Origin of the sequence: Veillonella atypica KON (genome assembly GCF_002959915.1) — a bacterium.
Classification (GTDB): domain Bacteria; phylum Bacillota; class Negativicutes; order Veillonellales; family Veillonellaceae; genus Veillonella; species Veillonella atypica.
Window position 1 is genome coordinate 67,584 of sequence record NZ_PPDE01000005.1, and the last position, 21,587, is coordinate 89,170.

At 41.2% G+C, this 21,587-nt stretch carries 19 protein-coding genes; 13 read left to right on the forward strand and 6 right to left on the reverse strand.

The features are described from left to right. Positions 1–224 precede the first annotated feature (224 nt). Positions 225–1,562, reverse strand: coding sequence for an MFS transporter (locus VAHSUH02_RS02990; RefSeq protein ID WP_005384381.1), 1,338 nt, complete (start codon positions 1,560–1,562; stop codon positions 225–227). 318 nt (positions 1,563–1,880) lie between these two features. On the opposite strand from VAHSUH02_RS02990, the gene VAHSUH02_RS02995 reads away from it, so the two are divergent. The 8 genes from VAHSUH02_RS02995 (at position 1,881) to VAHSUH02_RS03030 (ending at position 12,170) form a co-directional block, all read left to right on the forward strand. Then, complete coding sequence (locus tag VAHSUH02_RS02995; RefSeq protein ID WP_038124720.1) at positions 1,881–2,567, forward strand: Crp/Fnr family transcriptional regulator; 687 nt, start codon at positions 1,881–1,883, stop codon at positions 2,565–2,567. A gap of 72 nt (positions 2,568–2,639) precedes the next feature. After that, complete coding sequence (locus VAHSUH02_RS03000) at positions 2,640–6,314, forward strand: nitrate reductase subunit alpha (protein WP_005384382.1); 3,675 nt, start codon at positions 2,640–2,642, stop codon at positions 6,312–6,314. Next, positions 6,304–7,731 (forward strand): nitrate reductase subunit beta, encoded by a 1,428-nt coding sequence (gene narH / locus VAHSUH02_RS03005; protein WP_005376657.1) that lies wholly within the window; start codon positions 6,304–6,306, stop codon positions 7,729–7,731. The genes VAHSUH02_RS03000 and narH overlap by 11 nt, the downstream gene beginning before the upstream one ends. After that, entirely contained in the window at positions 7,731–8,255 is a 525-nt protein-coding gene (gene narJ / locus VAHSUH02_RS03010) for a nitrate reductase molybdenum cofactor assembly chaperone (RefSeq protein ID WP_038149029.1), read from the forward strand. Before narH ends, narJ begins: the two co-directional genes overlap by 1 nt. After that, the gene (narI, locus tag VAHSUH02_RS03015; protein ID WP_005376692.1) at positions 8,252–8,923 is read left to right on the forward strand and encodes a respiratory nitrate reductase subunit gamma; all 672 of its coding nucleotides are present in this window, start codon (positions 8,252–8,254) and stop codon (positions 8,921–8,923) included. The genes narJ and narI overlap by 4 nt, the downstream gene beginning before the upstream one ends. Before the next feature lie 292 nt (positions 8,924–9,215). Further along, positions 9,216–9,827: a hypothetical protein gene (locus VAHSUH02_RS03020; RefSeq protein WP_005384384.1), complete on the forward strand. Its 612-nt coding sequence runs from the start codon at positions 9,216–9,218 to the stop codon at positions 9,825–9,827. A 204-nt stretch (positions 9,828–10,031) separates the two neighbouring features. Then, positions 10,032–11,225, forward strand: coding sequence for an MFS transporter (locus VAHSUH02_RS03025; protein ID WP_005384386.1), 1,194 nt, complete (start codon positions 10,032–10,034; stop codon positions 11,223–11,225). 57 nt (positions 11,226–11,282) lie between these two features. Further along, positions 11,283–12,170: a LysR family transcriptional regulator gene (locus VAHSUH02_RS03030; protein WP_005384390.1), complete on the forward strand. Its 888-nt coding sequence runs from the start codon at positions 11,283–11,285 to the stop codon at positions 12,168–12,170. Positions 12,171–12,256: 86 nt separating this feature from the next. Here the strand turns inward: VAHSUH02_RS03030 and VAHSUH02_RS03035 are convergent, their stop codons facing one another. Both VAHSUH02_RS03035 and VAHSUH02_RS03040 read right to left on the reverse strand, forming a co-directional pair. After that, positions 12,257–12,868: a LysE/ArgO family amino acid transporter gene (locus tag VAHSUH02_RS03035; protein WP_005384391.1), complete on the reverse strand. Its 612-nt coding sequence runs from the start codon at positions 12,866–12,868 to the stop codon at positions 12,257–12,259. Positions 12,869–13,002: 134 nt separating this feature from the next. After that, positions 13,003–14,046 carry a YeiH family protein gene (locus VAHSUH02_RS03040; protein WP_038149031.1) on the reverse strand — a complete coding sequence of 348 codons (1,044 nt, stop codon included), beginning with the start codon at positions 14,044–14,046 and terminating at the stop codon, positions 13,003–13,005. A 274-nt stretch (positions 14,047–14,320) separates the two neighbouring features. Between VAHSUH02_RS03040 and VAHSUH02_RS03045 the strand changes: the two genes are divergently transcribed. The 5 genes from VAHSUH02_RS03045 (at position 14,321) to VAHSUH02_RS03065 (ending at position 19,449) form a co-directional block, all read left to right on the forward strand. Further along, positions 14,321–14,866: a beta-class carbonic anhydrase gene (locus VAHSUH02_RS03045; protein WP_005376646.1), complete on the forward strand. Its 546-nt coding sequence runs from the start codon at positions 14,321–14,323 to the stop codon at positions 14,864–14,866. Positions 14,867–15,299: 433 nt separating this feature from the next. Beyond that, entirely contained in the window at positions 15,300–16,052 is a 753-nt protein-coding gene (gene bioD, locus VAHSUH02_RS03050; RefSeq protein ID WP_005384393.1) for a dethiobiotin synthase, read from the forward strand. Between the two features lie 75 nt (positions 16,053–16,127). Continuing rightward, positions 16,128–17,516, forward strand: a complete 1,389-nt coding sequence (gene bioA, locus VAHSUH02_RS03055) for an adenosylmethionine--8-amino-7-oxononanoate transaminase (protein ID WP_005384394.1) — start codon at positions 16,128–16,130, stop codon at positions 17,514–17,516. Positions 17,517–17,640: 124 nt separating this feature from the next. Beyond that, the gene (locus tag VAHSUH02_RS03060) at positions 17,641–18,981 is read left to right on the forward strand and encodes an anaerobic C4-dicarboxylate transporter (protein WP_005384395.1); all 1,341 of its coding nucleotides are present in this window, start codon (positions 17,641–17,643) and stop codon (positions 18,979–18,981) included. Between the two features lie 171 nt (positions 18,982–19,152). Continuing rightward, the gene (locus tag VAHSUH02_RS03065; RefSeq protein WP_005384396.1) at positions 19,153–19,449 is read left to right on the forward strand and encodes a YciI family protein; all 297 of its coding nucleotides are present in this window, start codon (positions 19,153–19,155) and stop codon (positions 19,447–19,449) included. A 60-nt stretch (positions 19,450–19,509) separates the two neighbouring features. Here the strand turns inward: VAHSUH02_RS03065 and VAHSUH02_RS03070 are convergent, their stop codons facing one another. From VAHSUH02_RS03070 to VAHSUH02_RS03080, 3 genes are read right to left on the reverse strand one after another with little or no spacing between them, the layout of a single operon-like run. Further along, positions 19,510–19,914, reverse strand: coding sequence for a Fur family transcriptional regulator (locus tag VAHSUH02_RS03070; RefSeq protein ID WP_005384398.1), 405 nt, complete (start codon positions 19,912–19,914; stop codon positions 19,510–19,512). 59 nt (positions 19,915–19,973) lie between these two features. Then, complete coding sequence (locus VAHSUH02_RS03075) at positions 19,974–20,792, reverse strand: metal ABC transporter permease (RefSeq protein ID WP_005384400.1); 819 nt, start codon at positions 20,790–20,792, stop codon at positions 19,974–19,976. After that, positions 20,785–21,558, reverse strand: a complete 774-nt coding sequence (locus tag VAHSUH02_RS03080) for a metal ABC transporter ATP-binding protein (protein ID WP_005384402.1) — start codon at positions 21,556–21,558, stop codon at positions 20,785–20,787. Before VAHSUH02_RS03080 ends, VAHSUH02_RS03075 begins: the two co-directional genes overlap by 8 nt. Between the last annotated feature and the right edge of the window lie 29 nt (positions 21,559–21,587).

Consider the following 21,587-nt stretch of genomic DNA (forward strand, 5'->3'; position numbering starts at 1 on the left):
TGGGCGACCGTAATTGCTGTGGCAGAAAATATAATTTACTACGTGATGCTCTAATACAGATCTAAATTCCAATAAAAGAACACCCACAATTATCCGACTTTACTAGGTCAAGGCCCTAGGCCGTAGACCGTTAAAGTAGCTGGAGGATAATTGTGGGTGTCTTTTATTACCAAGTTTAGATAGTAAATTATATTTTCTATACAGCTATAAGGTAGAACATGAATTTATACGTTCATGTTTGCCCCTTTTCTCACATAGAACCAGAAGCAAACCGCAACTGTTACGATGTTGAATGCTAGTAGTACTGCGAATGCAGGGTGAATGTTGCCGAATGTGGAGTATACGAAACCGAAGATTTTAGGTGTAATAAAGGCACCGTATGCAGCTACGGCAGCAACGAAACCTGTAATTAAAGAGGAAAGCAATGGATTGCCAAATACGTGAGGAATCATACGGAATGTAGCACCAGTTGCGAAGCCACAGCATACGAATGTCAACACGGACATAGCAAAGAAGAATGGGAAGTTGTGCATATCTACGCCAACCGCAATTAGCGCTGTTGTTGCACATAGACCGAGAAGGCTTACAAAGGTAACTTTTGTACCGCTGTTAATTTTGTCTGCTAACCAACCACCTACAGGGCGAAGTGCACCTGCTACAAGTGGACCTACGAATGCGATAGAAGCAAATGGTACTTCTGGGAATTCTTTACCTACTAATAGACCAAGTGCTGCTGCATAACCAGAGAAAGCACCGAAGGAACATGTATAAAGTAATGTAAACGCCCAAGTGTGTTTGTTCCCAAAGATTTGTACAAGATTTTTAGGATTTGGTTTTTCTAGTGGTAAGTTATCCATGAAACGTGTCATAAGTGCAAGGATAACAACGAGTGGTACGATCCACATGAAAGCTGCATTGGCAAGGTATACTGCGTTACCTTTGATGATAGCTGGTGTTACACCAAATACACTACCTAGTGCAGTAGAACCCATAGCAAATGGAGCCAAGAAGTAGATTACAGAAACACCAAGGTTACCAACGCCGCCGTTGATACCAAGAGCAGTACCTTTTTCGGATTTAGGGAAGAAGTTGCCAATGTACGCCATGGAGGACGAGAAGTTGCCGCCCGCTAAACCGATAAGGACAGTCAAAATCATGAATGTCGTATAAGAAGTTGTTGTATCTTGAACGGCAAAGCCAAGCCATACAACAGGAACTAATAAAATAAGTGTGGAAATAAATGTCCAGTTCTTACCACCGATTAAGGCCGGCATGTAGGTATATACGAAACGTAATGTAGCACCTACAAGACCTGGTAATGCGGCTAATGTAAATAATTGATCTGTTGTAAAGTTAAAGCCAGCGCCATTTAGTTGTGCTGCAATGGTTGCCCATAAATACCATACACAGAATGAAAGGGTTAATGCAATTGTGGATATAACCAGGTTTTGTTTAGCAATTTTTTTACCAAACTTTTCCCAAAATTCTGGATTTTCTGGTTGCCAATTAGCCACAATTTCGCTACGGCTTGCCCCTACTTGAGGCATTTTTAGTTCTGACATGAGAGCTCTCCTTTAACTAAAACACATGTGATAAAGGGTAGATCTTTTCACACGAATATGTGGCACATCTCGTTTAAAAGCCTTGTAAAATGTGGTACTATAATAATAGAGAGTGTGCCTAAAATCACACCATTATTATATAGGACAGAATATAATGTGAATGTGACGAAAAACACACTTATATGAGAATTAATCGGTTATAATAGGGATAATATACGTAAAGTATATAGTATATGTGCCTTTTGTGCATGGCTGATTGTGAAAGCTACTTTCACAATCAATATGGACAAATGACACTGAAAGATGCACGGTGATAGTATGGAACAGGAGTTAATTAACCAGTTACTTGCATTGCCAGGAGAAACAATTCACCTTGAAAAAGGCGAGTTTTTGTTTCACGAAGGTGATATAGCAGATCATTTTTTTATTGTCTGTGAAGGGCGACTTAGTATTAAGAAATTTGAGGCAAGTGGTCATATTTTTGCTCATCGGTTGGTGGGGCCAAATAATGTGCTTGGTGAAATTCCTTTGTACGAGACGAACACCCGGACTTACGTGTTCAATGCGATTGCACGTGAAAAATGCTCGGTATATTCCATCCGTTATGATGTTTTGGAACCAGCCATTGCAAAGGACCATTCACTGGCCATTGCAATGATGAAAATCTATACACTTCATATGCGGCGACAACAAGCCAAATACAGAGATTTGTTGTTGTATGGCAAAAAAGGTGCATTCTATTCAACACTATTGCGTTTAGCTAATAGCTATGGTATTCAACGTGATGACGGTATCTATATAGATATCGCGTTAACAAATCAAGAGTTAGCTGAATTTGCTGCCACATCTCGGGAAAGTTTAAACCGCATGCTCAGTGAGTTACGAAAATTAGGCTATGTAGCCTATGATAAACACCATCTGGTAATCTGTGACTTAGATGCATTAATCGGATTACTCGATTTAGATAGCGACACGATCGATCCTAATATCAGTAATATCGAATAATTGTGGATATTCGCCCTTGTTGTTGGCATTGCTAACGCAAGGGCTTTTTTGTAGTTTTAAGGAGGACACGAGATGAGTTTATTGTCTCAGAAATTCAAGTTTCTTCGCAAGAAGGACGTATCTCAAAGCGGTCACCAAATCACAGAAGAAGGCGGTCGCGAATGGGAAAATTTTTATCGTGACCGTTGGTCCTACGATAAAGTAGTCCGCACAACACATGGCGTAAACTGTACAGGTTCTTGTAGCTGGAACATTTACGTTAAAAATGGCGTCGTAGCCTGGGAAAACCAAGCTACAGATTATCCGGAAACACCGGATGATATGCCGGACTATGAACCACGTGGGTGCCCTCGTGGTGCGACATTCTCTTGGTATTTATACAGCCCATTGCGCGTAAAATATCCATATGTACGCGGCGAATTGGCTGAGCTTTGGAGAGAAGCTAAGAAAACAGCTAAAAATCCTATCGAAGCATGGAAATCTATCGTAGAAGATCCTGAAAAGGCGAAAAAATATAAATCTGCCCGTGGTATGGGTGGCTTTGTGCGCTCCACTTGGGACGAAGCGACAGAAATTACTGCAGCATCTTTACTATATACAGCAAAAACATACGGCCCTGACCGCAACGCAGGCTTCTCTGTAATTCCAGCGATGTCCATGTTGTCCTATGCAGCAGGTGCTCGTTTCCTTAACCTAATGGGTGGTTCACCATTGTCCTTCTATGACTGGTATGCCGATTTACCACCATCCAGTCCACAAGTTTGGGGTGAACAAACGGATACACCTGAATCTGGTGACTGGTACAATGCTGGTTACATCATGACTTGGGGTTCCAACGTACCGTTGACTCGTACGCCTGATGCTCACTTCTTGACAGAGGTTCGTTACAAAGGTACTAAGGTTGTATCCGTATCTCCTGACTATGCGGAATCTACAACTTCTTCCGATGCTTGGCTTAATGTGAAAGCCGGCACTGATGCGGCTCTTGCTATGGCAATGGGTCATGTTATCTTAAAAGAATATTACATCGATAAGGAAACTCCATACTTCAAAGAGTATGCTAAAGAGTTTACCGATATGCCATTCCTTGTACGCGTTGAAGACATCAACGGTGCAGTACAACCAGGTCGTTTCTTAAACGCTAAGGATTTAGGTAGCAAAGAAGACGGTGCTGATTTCCAAACTGTATTAATTGATGAAACAACAAATGAAATCGTTGTTCCAAATGGTACAATGGGCGACCGTCACACAAATCCACAAAAATGGAACTTACGCCTTGAAAACCGCAATACAGGGGCTAAAATTGACCCTCGCTTATCCGTATTTGACCAACGTCAAGATGTGACTGTTGTTAAGTTGCCATACTTTGGTGATGAAGAGCACGAAGGCGTTATTGAACGTGCTATTCCAACTATTACAGTACAAACTGTAGACGGTCCTGTAAAAGTAACTACCGTATATGACCTTATTCTTGCTAACTATGGTATTGACCGTGGTATCGGTGGTGAAGTAGCGAAAGCTTACACTGATGACACTCCTTACACACCTACATGGCAAGAAAAAATCACTGGCGTAAAAGCAGATATCGCTATTGCTACAGCTCGTGAATTTGCAGATAATGCAGAAAAAACTAAAGGTCGTTCCATGATTATCATGGGCGGTGGTATCAACCACTGGTACCATGCGGATATCATTTACCGTACAATCTTGAATCTCATCATGTTCTGTGGTACAGAAGGTGTTAACGGTGGTGGCTGGGCTCACTACGTAGGTCAAGAAAAACTTCGTCCTGTTGAAGGTTGGGGCGGTATCATGACAGCTAACGACTGGAGTAAAGCGCCTCGTTTGCAAAATGGTACATCTTGGTTCTACTTTGCTACAGAACAATATCGTTCTGATTGCATCGATTTGGCAGACCGCGTATCTAAATTAGCTAAGCCTCGTTACCGTCACCCTGGTGATTACAACGTATTGGCTGCACGTTTAGGCTGGTTGCCATCGTACCCTACTTTCAATAAAGGCAGTCAAGAATTGATTAACGACGCTCGTGCAGCAGGTGCTGGTACAGAAGCAGAAATTAACCAATATGTGGCGCAAGCGTTGAAAAACAAAGAATTACAATTCTGCGTAGAAGATCCTGCGGCTAAAGAAAACCACCCACGCAACTTGTTTGTATGGCGTGCGAACCTTATCGGTTCTTCCTCTAAAGGCCATGAATATTTCTTGAAACATTTACTTGGTACAAAACATGGTGTTCTCGAAGATGATGACGCACCAGTAAAACCAGAAGAAATCAAGTGGCGCGAAGCAGATGAAGCTGGTAAGCTTGACCTCTTAATCGACATCGACTTCCGTATGGCTTCTACCGGCTTGTATTCTGATATCGTGTTCCCAGCGGCTACATGGTATGAAAAAGAAGACTTGTCTTCTACAGATATGCATCCATATGTACACGTATTCCAAGCGGCTGTTGATTGCGCATGGGAAACTAAATCTGACTGGGATACATTCCGTACCCTTGCTGAAACAGTATCTCGCGTAGCGAAAGAGTCTGGCTTCACAGAATACGAAGATATCGTAGCATTACCTCTTGGTCATGATAGCCCAGGTGAAGTGGCTCAACCAGAAGGTAAGGTTCTCGACTGGAGCAAAGGCGAATGTGAACCAATTCCTGGTAAAACAATGCCGAACCTCGTTCATGTAAAACGCGATTATAGTAAAATCTTTGAAAAATACATTGCATTGGGACCTAACATCGAAAACAAAATGGGTGCTCATGGCATGGCTTGGGATGTATCTGATGAATATAAGACATTATATGATCAAAATGGTGTCATCGATAATCCAGAATTCATTTCTCATGGCCGCCCTAGCATTTACGAATGTAAGGAAGCTTGTAATGCTGTATTGACATTGTCCTCTTGTACAAACGGTAAATTGGCTGTTCGCTCTTGGAAAGCAATGGAAGAAAAAACAGGCCTTTCCGGTCTTGAAAAGAACGCAAAAGGCCGTGAACAAGAAAAAATTACCTTCGATGACATGGTTCGTCAACCACGCTTCATCATTAGCTCTGTAACAAGTACTGGTAAGAACGATAAAAACCGTCGTTATTCTCCATTTACTACATCTACAGAAGATAAGGTACCATTCCGTACCGTAACAGGTCGTCAATCCTTCTATTGCGACCATGAAATGATGCGCGATTACGGTGAAGCTATGGCATTGTACAAACCGGTATTGTCCTATAAACCAGTACAAGGTGACTACAAACAAGAAGGTGTTCCTGAAATCACATTGAAATACTTAACACCACATCACAAGTGGTCTACACATAGTATGTATTTCGATAGCCAACAAATGTTGACATTGTTCCGCGGTGGTCAAACTATTTGGCTCAACGAAGACGATGCAGCAGAAATCGACGTTAAGGATAATGATTGGGTAGAAGCTTTCAATAAAAACGGTATCGTTGCAGCTCGTGCTGTAGTTTCCCCACGTATTCCTCGCGGCATTTCCTATATGCACCATTCCCAAGATCGTCACATCAACGTTCCTGGCGCGAAAGTTAAGAAACAACGCGGTGGTACGCATAATGCACCAACTCATATTCACATGAAACCGACACACATGATCGGCGGTTATGGCCAATTGAGCTATGGCTTTAACTACTATGGCCCAACTGGTAACCAACGTGATATGACAATTGTGGCTCGTAAAATGAAGGAGGTAGATTGGCTTGAAGATTAAGGCTCAAGTATCTATGGTCCTAAATTTGGATAAGTGTTTGGGTTGTCATACATGCTCTATCACTTGTAAAAATACATGGACGAACCGCGAAGGCGCGGAATATATGTACTTCAATAACGTGGAAACTCGCCCAGGCGTAGGTTACCCACGTCATTGGGAAGACCAAGAAAAATGGAAAGGCGGCTGGACATTAGATAACTCTGGCAAATTAGCTCTTTCTACAGGTTCTAAAACAAATCGTTTGATGAAATTATTCTTCCATCCTGAACAACCAGAGTTGAAGGATTATTTCGAACCTTGGACTTACGACTATGAAACATTGATTCATGGTGGTCGTAAAAACAACCAACCAGTTGCTCGTCCTCGTTCCCTTGTGACTAAACAAAAAATGGAAGTTACTTGGGGCCCTAACTGGGATGACGATTTGGCTGGTGGTCAACATGCTCGCTCTGATGTGAACTTAACTAAGATGGGCCAAGATATCGTATTTGATTACGAAGAAGTGTTCATGCGCTACTTGCCACGTCTTTGTAACCACTGCTTGAACCCTGCATGTGTAGCTGCATGTCCATCCGGCGCGATTTATAAACGCGACGAAGATGGTGTGGTTCTCGTATCTCAAGATGTATGCCGCGGTTGGAGACATTGCGTTCCATCTTGTCCATACAAAAAAATCTTCTATAACTGGGAAACTAATAAAGCTGAAAAATGCGTATTCTGTTACCCACGCTTAGAAAATGGCTTGCCTCAAATCTGTGCTGAAACTTGTGTAGGTCGTATGCGCTATGTTGGCGTTGTATTCTACGATATGGACAAAGTAGAAGCTATGGCAGCTACAAAAAATGAACAAGATATTTACGAAAATACATTAGATTTGATTTTGGATCCTCATGATCCAGAGGTTATCAAAGCGGCTCGTGCAGAAGGCATCTCTGAAGCATGGATTAAAGCAGCTCAAAAATCTCCTGTATACAAACTTGTAAAAGAGTGGGGCGTGGCATTGCCATTGCATCCTGAGTATCGCACATTGCCAATGGTTTGGTATGTACCACCACTCAGCCCAATCTTGCAACGTGTAACATCTGATGTATACTTGCCAGATGCGCATGAAATGCGCGTACCTGTACAATACCTTGCTAACTTGTTTACAGCAGGTAATACAGAAATTTTAGCTCGTACATTGCAACGTGTTCTCGACATGCGTGAATACATGCGTCGTCGTGAAACAGGTGACGGTCCTATCGATCACAATGTGGAGTTAACAGAGGATCAAATGTACGGTATGTACAAATTGTTGGCATTGTCCAAATACAATGATCGCTTTGTTATTCCATCTGATGTGAAAGTATCTCGCGAAGGTCGCCTAGAAATGCAACAAAATCGCGGTTTTGCTTGCCCTACAGGGGGATGTCAATAATGAAGGATGCTCAGAAAATCGCTCTTATTGCGTCATTTCTTCTACGCTATCCTGATGAACAATGGTATAACGAATTACCTGAATGGAGAGAGGACGCCCAATCCGTTGGGCATCCTCAACTTCGCCAAGGTTTATTAGAATTCTTCGACTATGTAGAGGAATCCGATAAAAAAGAATTCGAAGACCAATTTGTTCGTACCTTTGATTTTAGTCAAAATACAACGATGTATTTGTCGACTTATGAATTGCAAGGTACTGGGGAACAAGCAGAAGAACTCGTTAAATTTAAAGCGTTCTTCCTAGAAAACGACTATGATTTGCCAAAAGAAATGCCAGACTATATTCCAGCACTTCTTGAATTATGTGCCGTTATCGATGATGAAAAAGCAAAAGAAATTTACGACTATTGTAAGCCAAAATTGGAATACATTAGAGAACGCTTCATTGAGGCTAAATTGCCTTATGCATTCTTGTTTGATATTATCTTGTCTGTTGCAAATGGATTGGAGGACGGTGCACGATGAATCTATTCCTTTGGGGCGCTTTGCCTTACATCGCTTTCACCTTCTTAATCGTAGGTACTTTGGTTCGTTTCTTCTACTTTGAAAGAAACTGGACTACAAAATCGAGTGAATTTTTAGAGAAAAAACAATTGCGCATTGCCAATCCATTGTTCCACTTTGGCTTGCTTTGCGTTATCGGTGGTCACGTAGTAGGTGTGTTAATCCCTAAAACTTGGACTGCTGCAATCGGTATTAATGACCATATGTACCATCAAGGTGCGTTATACATGGGTGCTGTAGCGGGTATTATTTTCATCGTAGGCTTCTTGCTTTTGATGAAACGTCGCTTTACTGTGCCTGCTATGAAAGTTAATACATCTGGCCTTGATAAATGGTTATACTTGTTCTTAACATTAGCTATTTTTAGTGGTATGGCTGGTACATTACTTAATGCATCTGGTTTCTTTGATTACCGCGTATCCATCGGCCCTTGGTTCCGTAGCCTAATCTCCTTTATGCCGGATCCATCCTTGATGGAAGGCGTACCATTCATGTTTAAATTCCACATGTTAGCGTGGATGGTGGTAGCTATTATCTTCCCATTTAGCCGTTTGGTACACTGCTTGAGTGTTCCACTCAACTACTTAGCACGTCCGTTCATCGTATATCGCAAACGTGATCGTGTATAATTGAATAGTTGAAACTTTATATCGGTTGCATACGGTATACTAGTTTCTCTAATAGCCCTCATGGTTGTGAAAGCTGTCGCTTTTACGGCTGTGAGGGCTTTTAGTGTTTATCTGCTCTTGGATAGTATTTAAAGTCTATATTGTAATATGGGCATATTCCTGCTATATGAGTAACATTCATGTTTTTATATGAGATTGGTATACATTTTCACTTTACTGTGAGAATGAAAATTGGTATTATCTTATATGGTGTTATTTTAAATTATATAGTTAAACGTGAGGAGTCTCGATAATGGCAGAAGTAGTGAAGAAACAATTTAAGAGTAAGTATCATATTCTTATTTGGATCGCTGTGTTAGCACTTATTTTAATGGGAATGGTAGAATATGGGTATGTAACTAGCGGCAGATCATTTGGTAACTGGAAGGTTCATTTAGGTTTAATTCCCTATGCTGCATGGCTCGTATTAACCTACATTGCAACGAAGCCAAAATGGTTTATCAAACGATATAATCCTAAAGAAATGTTTGAAGTGCATCGTATAGTAGGTATGGTCAGCGTTGTCTTAGTCTGTGCTCACTGGTATGTATACTTCTTAAAGGCCCTAAAATCTTTCTTAGGTTTTTGGGGCGGTTATATCTCCCTTGGAGCCATGTTTATTGCTCTTATCTTTGGTGTACTATACTTAACACCTTGGATTGGAAATATGGCAAAATCCGTATCTCGTAAGAAAGCGATTTGGATTCATCGTTTAAATCTTATTGCCATCATTGCAGCAAACATTCATGTTCATGGTTTTGGTCGTTTGTCCAAAATGGTACCATTCTTACCTGTATTTGATGTATTAACATATGCATTGGTTATTTATTACATCTATTGGATGATCAAACAAAAGCAATACTAAGAATGTAGTATATATTTTTTATAAATAGAAGCTCTCGTCTATTACTAAGAGATGAGAGCTTTTTTCGTACCTATCTTTACTTATTAGTGCATAAGAGATGGTCTTTTTTTCTTGTTTACGATACAATATATAGGTAAGTTATCTTAATATATTTAGGTAAATATATTCTAAATAATGTATTTTAATTAATTGCTTGAAGGTTGTATGGATATTTCATGGAAGCGCATCATCTATTTGATTTGCGCTATACAAGTCGGTGCTGGCATTACTATTATCGGCGTATTATCATTTATACCTTTATATTTGGTAGATCTAGGGCTGACCAATCAAGGTGAGGCTGCTATGTGGGCCGGTCTTGTATCTGGTGTAACACCTTGTATGGTAGCCTTGAGTGCTCCCTTTTGGTCCAGGAAAGCCAATGAACTAGGACCTCGGCTGGTGATGATGTTCATCCTTGCCACTTTGATGCTAGCTGTAGGGGCTGCCGGTTTTGCACAAACGCCGAGTCAGCTGTTAGTGTTGCGTACCTTACAAGGCTTAGTGGGTGGTTTTGTACCCATTGGACTTGGTATCATTGTATTAATCACACCAGAGGAACGCGTACCATGGGCGATGGGATTGTACCAAGCGTCGATGGTGATGGGGCTTGTTTTTGGCCCTCTTATGGGTGGTCTTGCTGCCGATTTATTAGGCTATCGGGCTCCGTTCTTTATGTTTTCTATCTTATCAGGCTTGTGCTTGTTAGGTGTGTACCTACTCATGCCTAATCTACAGCATACGCATAAGGTAGATAGTAATGAGTCCCAATGGTCATTAATTAAATCATTTCTTGCTATCCCACGTGTACGATTGCTCGTGGTTATGCAATTTTTATGTAATTTTGGTATTACCGGTATAGGCCCTATATTGCCACTTTACATTAAACACTATATGCAAGTAAATGATGATTTTGTGGCTACCATTGTAGGTGTTATTATCTTTGGGGCCGGTCTGTTTAGTGCACTAGCATCGATTTCAATCGGGCGCATTACTAAATGGATGTCTATGCCGAATATATTATTGACGGCCACCTGTGGTGTAGGCGGATTTTTTATCCTCCAATATCTTATGCCAAATGTGTGGGGCTTAGGTATATTTAGAACCATTGCAGGATTCTTTATGGGTTTTATTACGCCTATAGCGAATACCTTGATTTCAAAGGCTGTTCCCAAAGAGCGGCGAAGTATTGTCTTTGGTGCTGTATCTAGTGTAGCCATGATGGGCAATGTGTTGGGCCCTATGATTAGTGGTATGATCGCTAATTGGTTTGGTTATGGCATGGTATTTTGGAGTACTGCTAGTATCTTTTTTATAGCCGCTATATTTGTGTGGCGTAGCCTGTTGCATGAGAGTATCTAGATGTCTGGATAGTGACAGGTTTATTGTTTGAGATTATGTGTATTGAGAGAGTTCATCATGTTATTAAAACAATTGGAGTATTTTATTTCTGTTGTAGAGCATAATAGCTTTACACAGGCAGCCTATGAGCACTATGTGTCTCAGTCGGCTATTTCACAACAAATTAAATCCTTGGAGGCTAGTCTTGGCGTTCCATTGATGATACGTGAAAAGCGTAGCTTTCATCTAACACCGGCTGGTGAATATTTATATCGGAATGGTAAACAGCTGATGACGCGCGTCAAAAATTTACAAGATGAGACGGTGCGTGTCGGTAAAAATGAGCGTAAGTATTTGCGTATTGGCTATTTAAATCGCTATAGTGGCATTGCATTGCAACAGGCATTAATGCGCACTACAAAACGGTATCGTGACCTCGATGTGCGTATGTATAGTGGCAGCCATTCTGAATTGAATCAAATGCTCGATGATAATTTGGTGGATATTATTTTTAATGATTATTGGCAAATTAAGTCGGATAATGATTATGTAACATATCTTATTAGTAAGGCCACCGTTATAGCAGAGGTGCCCAAGGGGTATACTCCGGAGGGGTCTGTAGAGCTGAAAGAATTATTAGATTTGCCGTTAATTCTTGTATGTCATGATGACCAACGGTTAGATGAAGAGGAAAACTATCGAAAATCGATGGGATTTATGGGATCGTTCCTACAAGTTAAAAATCTTGAAGAAGCCCGTTTTCTCGTTGGTGCTGGACAAGGTATATTATTGGTAGACCGATTCAAGTATTTAGTGGATACCATTCCAGGTATTGAGCGAAAATGTATATTAAATAATGGTAAACCTATAGAAAAGGATTACTATTTCTATGTGAGTTCACAAAATCCTAATACCTATGCAGAGGCATTTAAAGATATTTTTCTACAGGTCCTCGATGAATTTTAAATAACAACATATATGAATAAAACAGGTATCGCCTAAAACCTCACAGCTTTATGGTGTAGTGATTTCAGGTGATACCTGTTTTGTGTTTATATGGACAGCATCATTAGAATGCCATCATAGACGAGCTTTATGCCATATATGATTAATACGGTACCGCATACGCGATTGATCCATACGAGATGGGATATCTTAATTTTCTTAGCTAGTACATACATGGTTCCAGCAAGGAATCCAAACCAAATCGGTGTCATCGCGAGGAATCCAAAGAAGAAGTGATATATGTTTTCAGCAGGAATATTAGCGCGAAAGGCGCCGAGCATCATGGATGCATCGATGACTGCTTGCGGATTGCCCCATGTAACGAGAAGTGCCATTAACAGGATATTTTTGATGGGGATGTTCGTATCAACCTTTTTAAGTGAAGGTGTAGTTTTAAATGTTTTGTATCCTAGGTAGGCTACGAGCAAGCCGCCTGCAATGAGAATGATCAGGTTGAAGACTGGCCATGCCTCGAGGAGCGCCCCAATGCCGTAAAAGGCCGCCGTACTCAAGGTCATATCGAATAGCCCGATAATAGTGATGGTTAACAGGATGCGTGGCAATGGTTGGACGAGGGCCGTATTGATGATAAATAGATTTTGCATCCCAATCGGTGCAAACGTGGCGAGACCTACTAATAAACCTTGCAGGAAATACATAGATAATCCTCCTTTCTTGATGGATAATACGTTTAGGTAAATTTGGTACGTATAATAAAAGAATAGACCCCTGTGTAGTGTTATAAAGTACTACATAGAAATCTATTCTGTATTAAACGAAGCTTTATTCTATTTTACCATAAACCGATAACATGTTGCATCCCTAGGCTGACGAGGGTGATGCAAATCCAGCATGCAGCGCCTAATGCAAGGGCACTACCACCAGATTTGATAAGCTTAACAAGATTTGTATTAAGCCCAATAGCAACCATGGCCATGGTGATAAAGTATTTAGAAATAGTTTTGAATATGTCTAAGAAGTGAATATCTACATTTGCATAGGACAATACAGTTGTAATAAGAGAACAAATGACAAAGTAAAGAACGAACTTAGGGAAGATAGCTGCAATATTAACAGATTCAGCGTTATCGCTTGCCTTAGCCGCTTGTTTGGCTTTGTACACTTGATAACTAGCAAGACCTAAACAGATAGGGATGATTGCCAATGTACGTGTCAATTTAACGATGGTTGCATATTCAAGAACTTGCGTGCCTGTGCCCTTCATGCTATCCCAAACAGCAGCAGTAGCTGTTACGGATGATGTATCGTTAACGGCTGTGCCCGCAAAGAGGCCAAAGCCCATGTTAGACAACCCAATAGCATCGCCAAGAGGTGGGAATATGAATGCAGCGACTACGTTGAAGAAGAATACAACGGAAATAGCTTGTGCAATATCTTGATCGCTAGCTTTCACAACAGGCGCCGCCGCAGCAATGGCACTACCACCACAGATGGAAGAACCGACACCAATCAAAACGGCTGTGTTAGAATCGATATGCGTGGCTTTGAATATGATGTAAGAAATGATAAGCGATGTGGCAATGGTTGAGATGATAATTGGTAAGGAAACCCAACCTACATGCAATACTTGGGTGATGTTAAGACCAAAGCCGAGAAGGATAACGGCCCATTGTAGGATTTTTTTAGACGTAAATCCAATGCCGGAGCCCGTTTTTTCTCGTTTCCAAGATGTGAATAAAGAACCAATAATAATACCGAGGATAATAGCGAAGATTGGACTGCCGATAAAATGAAAATATTGTCCTAATAGCCAACATGGAATGGCTAGAATTGCACAGAGCAATATGCCTGGCAGTGTTTTTGCATTGATACCCATCATAAAACCTCCTAACTGTACCTACTTGGTACATACATCGCTGTGGTATCGCGCAGGATGTATAAATAAACTACTACTTAATAGTAACATAATCGGGGGAATTAATCGAGGGGGATTCCTCATTAAGTATCTTGTATACATAGCTTATAGTATTGTATCTTATGGTGAAAGTTTTATATAATCTTATACGGGATAATTATACTTAATGAAATATGATTCCTAGTAAAATACGTAGAGAACATCAACATGTCTCATAGAATATGCGAGGTGCATTATGATTGATATTAATGGTATTATTGAAAAAAACAAAGAATATGTAGCTAAACATCCTGAGCTTGCTCAAAAGGGTTTAACTAGTCATCCTACAAAGAAATTAGCCATTGTAACATGTATGGATACGCGTTTAGTGGGGATGCTCGAAGAATCTTTAGGATTTGATCGCGGCGAGGTTATCACCATTAAGACGGCCGGCAACAGCGTAACGCAACCGATTGATAACATCGTTCAAAGCTTGCTTGTATCTACATACGGCATGGGCATCGAAGATGTAATCGTCATCGGTCACGAAAACTGTGGTATGATTGACTTTTCCGCAGAACAATTTATGGAATCTATGAAAGCCAAAGGCATTAATGAAGATGCCATTCGCATGATTGAACCAGGTCTTATCGATTGGATGGACCGTTTCCACATTTCTGAAGAAAATGTACGCTATACAGTTAAATTCTTGCGTCACCATCCATTATTCCCAAGAGGCATGGGATTCTACGGGGGGATGATGGATCCTGATACAGGGGAATTCCGCTATATTGAGGTTTAATCATCTACTCGATGGGGCCCTATTACAATTCTACATTTAGGCTATCAAGAGCCACGCATACTCTCTCGCTCCACCGGCCGGGTCTGACTACGGCCTGCGGCCTTCGCAGGGCCAAAGTCGCGCGAGAGTATGCGTGGCTCTTGCTATAACTATAGATGTAATTAGGTCCCATCGAGTTTTCTCATAACCACAATGTAGCGGAATTCCTCTGCATTTAATGAGAGAGAACACCGGCCGGGTCTGTTCCTACGGAACAGGGCCAAAGTCGCTGCGAGGGTATGGGTGGCTCTTGTTATAGCTGAAAATTGTCAACCTGTATAGATTGTATATAGTTGACTGTTCTATTTGTAAGTTTTATACTGTAATTAAATTGTCAACTAATTATATATGCATAGTTGTTAATGCTGATTCGATATGGTAAAGAGGTGCTCGTATGAGACAGTTAGGTGTTTCTATTATTGGTACAGATACGGATGTAGGTAAGACGTTTGTCACAGGTTTGCTTGGGGCGTTAGCGGTGGACGATGGTTTTGATGTGGGCATGATTAAGCCTGTGTCGTCTAGTGCGGTTCCGTTTTCTCAATGCGGAACGATGGATGAAGATGAAATATGCATGGGTCTTGAAAGTAAGGATGCTACCTATTTGATGCAGTCTGTAGGTATTCCTGAGTCGCGTCGTCGCGAGGTGAATCCTATTGCATTGGCAGGGGATTATTCACCGCGTTTGGCGGCAGAGTTGGCCGGTGTGGACATCGATTATCCAGAGATTGTAAATCATGTGAAACGGGTCGTAAATCAACACGATATTACATTTGTAGAAGGGGCTGGTGGCATTACAACGCCTCTTACTAAGGATATTACGTTTACAAATCTTATGACGGATATTGCATATCCTGCCATATTGGTTGCTGATGGGCGTCTAGGTTCTATCAATCGCGTTGTGTTAACGTATGAGTATGCAAAACAGCATCATATTGATGTAAAAGGAATCATTGTAAATGATACGACTGTGGTGGATCCATTCTTATTAAAGACGAATATTGAGGATATGGAACGGTATACCGGTATTCCGGTGCTCGGTGTACTTCCTCCATATCAAGGACCTAATCAAGCGCATATCAAACTTGGTTGGGGGCGTTCGTTCTTAGATTCGGCTAAGATTTGGCAAACTGTATGGGGCATTTAGTGAAAGCTCTATATACAAGGAATCTGGAATTAAGTAGATAGTATAGATATAAAATCTTAAGTATGAGGTGTTATGATGGCAGAGAAACAACTTTCACAAATTGCACAATGGGACCACGAATTTGTATGGCATCCATTTACGCAAATGCAAGACTGGTTAGCACAAGAACCTGTAGTTATCGAACGCGGTGAAGGCGTGTATTTGATCGATGACAAGGGTAAAAAGTATTATGATGGTGTATCATCCTTGTGGGTCAATATTCATGGCCATAATCATCCTGTGCTTAATCAAGCGTTGAAGGACCAAGTTGATAAGATTGCGCATAGCACATTGCTCGGATTGGTGAGCCCTCCATCAGCGCAGTTGTGTAAAGAATTAGTTGAATTGGCACCAGAAGGTTTGGAAAAGGTATTCTTATCCGATGATGGTAGTACGGCTATTGAAGTCGCTATTAAGATGGCGTACCAATACCGTCAATTAGTAGGTCAAACAAAGAAAACGAAATTTATTGCACTCAATGCGGGCTATCATGGTGATACATTAGGTACTGTATCTGTAGGTGGGATTCAGTTGTTCCATCAAGTGTTCCATAATTTGTTGTTCAAACCTTTAACCTTGCCAAGCCCTGGTGTATACCGTGATGTAGCAGATCGAGATAAAGCATTTGAAGATTCCTTAGCAGAATTGGAACGTATCCTCAATGAAGAAGGAGACGAAATTACAGCTCTCGTTATGGAACCATTAGTGCAGGCTGCGGCCGGTATGCTTGTTATGCCTCACGGCTATTTAAAACGCGTTCGTGAGTTAACTGCTAAACATGATGTATTCCTCATCGTTGATGAAGTGGCAACAGGCTTTGGTCGTACAGGTAAATTCTTTGCTTGTGAACATGAAGGCGTATCGCCTGATTTTATGACCTTATCCAAAGGGATTACGGGTGGTTATTTGCCGTTGGCCGCTACATTGACTACAAAACGCGTATTCGATGCATTTCTTGGCACATTTGAAGAAAAGAAAACATTCTATCATGGCCATTCCTACACCGGTAATGCCTTGGCATGTGCTGTTGCATTGGCTTCGTTGAAAGTATTCCGCGATGAAAAGGTTATCGAAGGATTATCTGCGAAGATTGAGGCTTTTACAAAGGCACTCAAACCTATCGAACAGTTAAAACATGTTAAAGAAGTACGTCAACGAGGTCTTATTGTAGGTATTGAACTTGAAAAGGACGTTGCTACTCACGAAGCGTATCGCCCAAATGATGCGGTAGGTGCAAAGGTTGCCGTTCTAGCTCGTGAACAAGGCCTTATTTGCCGTCCAATCGGCGATGTGGTTATCCTTATGCCACCATTGGCATCCACGGTGGAACAATTGGAAGACATGGTTCGCATCGTAGGTGAAAGTATTAAACGTGCCACAGAAGAAGAGGGCGTATTAGAAGATTTGAAGCCAATCATTCTATAATAAAAAGCATTTTACTTGCATAATGTAAAATATATTCTATACATTCTCAAAATACGATGATTATTCTGCATATCTATGATACTATATATGTATAGCATCATAGATATTCAAAGGAGGTCATCGTATGGACATTTATGTAATTATGCAAGTCATTATTTTGTTCGGTGCTATCTTCTTGGGCGTACGCCTCGGTGGCATGGGCATCGGCTATGCTGGCGGCCTCGGCGTCGTATTGCTGAGCCTCGGTATGGGGATGTTTCCAGGGCAAATTCCTTGGGATGTTATCTTAATCATTATGTCAGCCATTGCCGCAATTTGTGCATTACAGTTGGCTGGTGGTTTAGATTATTTAGTACGCATTGCGGAAAATATCTTGCGTAAAAATCCTAAACACATCAACTATTTAGCTCCTACAGTTACGTGTTTCTTGACAATCTTAGCTGGTACAGGTCATACGGCATTTTCTATGATTCCTGTAATTGTAGAGGTTGCAAAGAGCGAGAACATCAAGCCGTCCGTACCACTATCGATTGCCGTTGTAGCCAGCCAAATCGGTATTACCGCAAGCCCTGTATCCGCAGCGGTTGTTGCTATGAGCGGATTCCTTGAACCGTTCGGTGTTAGCTATCCAACATTGCTTGGTATTTGTATTTCCACAACATTTATTGCGGTTATGATTACTGCCTTTATCATGTCGACCTTTACGAACAATGATTTGTCCTCTGATCCTGTTTACCAAGAACGTTTGGCAGCAGGCCATGTGGCACCACCTCGCGAAAAGAATGTTGATTTCCATTTAAAACCAGGTGCGAAAAAATCTGTATTAATCTTCTTAATCGGTATCATTTGTATCGTATTCTATGCAACAGCGATTTCCAAGAATATCGGTATCATTAAACCGGTTATATTTGGTCGAAACGATGCCATCGTCGGATTCATGATGATTATTGCAGCGGCTATTACATTCTTCTGTAAACTAGATACAGCACAACTTGTCAACACAAGTACATTCAAATCTGGTTTATCCGCCTGTGTCTGTGTTCTCGGCGTAGCATGGTTAGGCGATACCTTTGTAAAAGGTCATATCCCTGAAATTAAAGCCATGGCCTCTAGCATGGTAACGGCATATCCATTCTTGTTAGCAGTGGCCTTCTTCTTTGCTAGTACGCTTTTGTATAGCCAAGCAGCGACTACACAAGCACTTGTACCGGCAGTAATCCTTGCTTTAGGTATTACACCGGAAAATACGGGATCTGTATATATCATTATCGCATCCTTTGCAGCCGTATCTGCACTCTTTGTACTACCTACATACCCAACACTTTTGGGGGCTGTACAAATGGATGATACAGGTTCGACCCGAATCGGTCATCTCGTATTTAACCATCCATTCTTCATCCCAGGCGTACTTGCCATTGCTATTTCTGTAGCACTTGGTTTCGTTGTTGCTCCATTGATGTTGTAATTGGTGAAAGCGTATAAAATCCTATACTTTACATAATAAACAGGGCGTGGTCATATACGACTACGCCCTGTTATATTCTATAAAATAGAAACATTATAGGAAAAATGCTATACTATAAGTAAGAGAGGGATATATATAGTGTGGTTAAGCAAGAGTATATAGGAGCCTATTATGTATACGATTTCTATCAAGCTAGATATGAATCGCATCCCGCCGGAAGCATTCGAGGCAATGAGAGAGAAGCATCATATCTGGTATAAAACATATTTTGATGCAGGAAAATTTTTAATGTTTGGCACAAGACCAGATAACTCTGGTGAAAGCCTTATTATCGCTCAAGGAACAGCTGAGGACTTAGAAGAGGCTGTACAATTCGACGCATATTATGCGGAGCAATTGGCAACCTATGAGATTCGCGAATATAAGGTAACATTGTTCAATGAAGCGATTAAAAACTATATAGATTAATATTAGATATCCCATATGAAAGGGCCCCTAGTACATTAGACTAGGGGCCCTTTTGGCGTTTTATCTGTTTTTACAGTCCTTGCAGATTCCCGCAATTTCTAAGTGATGCTCTGTTACTGTAAACCCTGCATCTGTAAGTTCCTGTGGCATTTCTACGACGGGGCAGGTATGTAGAGGTATCATAGTTCCACATTTCGTACATACCGCGTAGTGACGGTGCGTATGGGGTGTAATTTCGTAGTACGCCATGTCGCTACCCATGATGGTGGTACGGGTAACGATATCTTTTGTTTCTAATAACTCAAGGGTACGGTAAATGGTAGACATCCAGGTGGTGCTGCCATCGCCTAATCGTTCAGCAATTTCGATGGCGGTAATCGGTTTATCCGTTGAGTTTAATACGGACCAAATAGCTTCGCGCTGTTTGGTCTTTTTTATGCCTTCTGGCCAATGTGTTGTATTCATAATAACGCTTTCTATTATGGGTTAACTATTAACTGTATGTACTCTTGTACACATAATATTTATTTACTAAATTGCATCCTCCGAATAATGGATTTAATATTCTTGATGATGAGTACTATCAATAGGATGAATACCGATGTAAGTGATACAAAGCCACCTGGTGCCACGTTAAGATAATAGGATCCGAATAGGCCGATAATCATGGCCAGTAAACTAAATCCAATGGAGCAGAGTAAGGTTGTTCTAAAACCTTTTTCCAATTGTAATGCAGAGGCTACTGGTAAGGCAATCATGGCACTTAATACGAGAACGCCGACGATTTTGATGGAAATGGACACGGCTGCCGCCATTAAGATAGCAAATACATAGTTAATCAAATCCACTTTTACACCCGCTACTCGTGCTGCCTCTTCATCGTAGGCGATGTAGAGCAGTGAGTTGTAGAGGAAATACAAGGTTAACACAGATAATATGGTGAGTACTGCAATGCTAATCATATCTGTAGTATTTACGGTTAAGATGCTACCGAAGAAGAACACGTTAGCGTTAGCTTTCAGCTTGCCCGAACTGATGAGGGTAATGGCTGTACCGATGCTGAGAGATAAGATGATGGTAAGAATTAAATCAAGATGATGAGAAAAGTATTTTCGCAAGAACTCGATAAGAGCGCCGCAGATGGCGGTGAATATGAAAGCCCCTAATATAGGGTTCGTATTGGTCAATAAACCGAGGGTAATTCCGGCGAGGGATGCGTGGCTCATGGTGTCGCCAATCATACTGGACCGGCGTAGTACCATAAATATACCGATGCATGGGCATAATAGAGAAATGCAGACTGCTACGAAGAAGGCATTTTGCATGAAATCATAATTAAACATGGCGCACCTCCTTACTTGTTGTATCATCAGCCTGAGCCTGAGCCTGAGCCTGAGCCTGAGCCATCACGTCTGTAAAGCAGGAACAGTTTTCATGGTCCACAGGATTACGTCCTGTGTTATGCATGATTTCGCTAGCATATTGTTCAGGGGAACAGAGATGACCTTGACCGTTTGCAATGTGGTAGATATTTGTCGAGTTTGCAAGGGCCATCTCTAAATTATGCTCTACAGAAATTATCGTGATATGATGCTCCTGATTTAATGAGCGCAAAAGGGCGTAAATGCCTTCTTGGCTCTTGCGGTCGATGCCTGTTGATGGTTCATCGAGAATGATGAGATCTGGGCTACCGATAAGAGCTCGTGCGATAGAAACGCGCTGCGCTTGGCCACCGGATAATTTGCTGATGAGGCGGTCTTTAAACTCCGTCATATGTGTGAGCTCAAGAACGCGATTCACTTCATGCTTATCTTTGATGTTCAATAGCTTGCGATAGGAATCTAGAATTTCATGGACTGTAATAGGAAATCCAGCATGGGAGAAATCATTCTTTTGTGATACATAACGAATATTGTTCGTGTTGCATGTGATGGAACCTTTTACAGGCGTTAGAAAACCTAGAATGAGGCGCAAGAGGGTGCTTTTACCAGAACCATTATCGCCTACGATAGAAATATAATCGCCACTATGGACCTCTACGTTTAAATCATTTAGCACATAGGGCGGTTGACCTTGGTATGAAAAATAAAGATGTTGAATTGATAACATAAAAACCACTTTTCTGATTGACAAAATTA

Bases quoted from the DNA above. Each gene is read 5' to 3' on its own strand.
- VAHSUH02_RS02990 (WP_005384381.1), bottom strand. From the start codon at position 1,562: ATGTCAGAACTAAAAATGCCTCAAGTAGGGGCAAGCCGTAGCGAAATT.
- VAHSUH02_RS02995 (WP_038124720.1), top strand. From the start codon at position 1,881: ATGGAACAGGAGTTAATTAACCAGTTACTTGCATTGCCAGGAGAAACA.
- VAHSUH02_RS03000 (WP_005384382.1), top strand. From the start codon at position 2,640: ATGAGTTTATTGTCTCAGAAATTCAAGTTTCTTCGCAAGAAGGACGTA.
- narJ (WP_038149029.1), top strand. From the start codon at position 7,731: ATGAAGGATGCTCAGAAAATCGCTCTTATTGCGTCATTTCTTCTACGC.
- narI (WP_005376692.1), top strand. From the start codon at position 8,252: ATGAATCTATTCCTTTGGGGCGCTTTGCCTTACATCGCTTTCACCTTC.
- VAHSUH02_RS03020 (WP_005384384.1), top strand. From the start codon at position 9,216: ATGGCAGAAGTAGTGAAGAAACAATTTAAGAGTAAGTATCATATTCTT.
- VAHSUH02_RS03025 (WP_005384386.1), top strand. From the start codon at position 10,032: ATGGATATTTCATGGAAGCGCATCATCTATTTGATTTGCGCTATACAA.
- VAHSUH02_RS03030 (WP_005384390.1), top strand. From the start codon at position 11,283: ATGTTATTAAAACAATTGGAGTATTTTATTTCTGTTGTAGAGCATAAT.
- VAHSUH02_RS03035 (WP_005384391.1), bottom strand. From the start codon at position 12,868: ATGTATTTCCTGCAAGGTTTATTAGTAGGTCTCGCCACGTTTGCACCG.
- VAHSUH02_RS03040 (WP_038149031.1), bottom strand. From the start codon at position 14,046: ATGGGTATCAATGCAAAAACACTGCCAGGCATATTGCTCTGTGCAATT.
- VAHSUH02_RS03045 (WP_005376646.1), top strand. From the start codon at position 14,321: ATGATTGATATTAATGGTATTATTGAAAAAAACAAAGAATATGTAGCT.
- bioD (WP_005384393.1), top strand. From the start codon at position 15,300: ATGAGACAGTTAGGTGTTTCTATTATTGGTACAGATACGGATGTAGGT.
- bioA (WP_005384394.1), top strand. From the start codon at position 16,128: ATGGCAGAGAAACAACTTTCACAAATTGCACAATGGGACCACGAATTT.
- VAHSUH02_RS03060 (WP_005384395.1), top strand. From the start codon at position 17,641: ATGGACATTTATGTAATTATGCAAGTCATTATTTTGTTCGGTGCTATC.
- VAHSUH02_RS03065 (WP_005384396.1), top strand. From the start codon at position 19,153: ATGTATACGATTTCTATCAAGCTAGATATGAATCGCATCCCGCCGGAA.
- VAHSUH02_RS03070 (WP_005384398.1), bottom strand. From the start codon at position 19,914: ATGAATACAACACATTGGCCAGAAGGCATAAAAAAGACCAAACAGCGC.
- VAHSUH02_RS03075 (WP_005384400.1), bottom strand. From the start codon at position 20,792: ATGTTTAATTATGATTTCATGCAAAATGCCTTCTTCGTAGCAGTCTGC.
- VAHSUH02_RS03080 (WP_005384402.1), bottom strand. From the start codon at position 21,558: ATGTTATCAATTCAACATCTTTATTTTTCATACCAAGGTCAACCGCCC.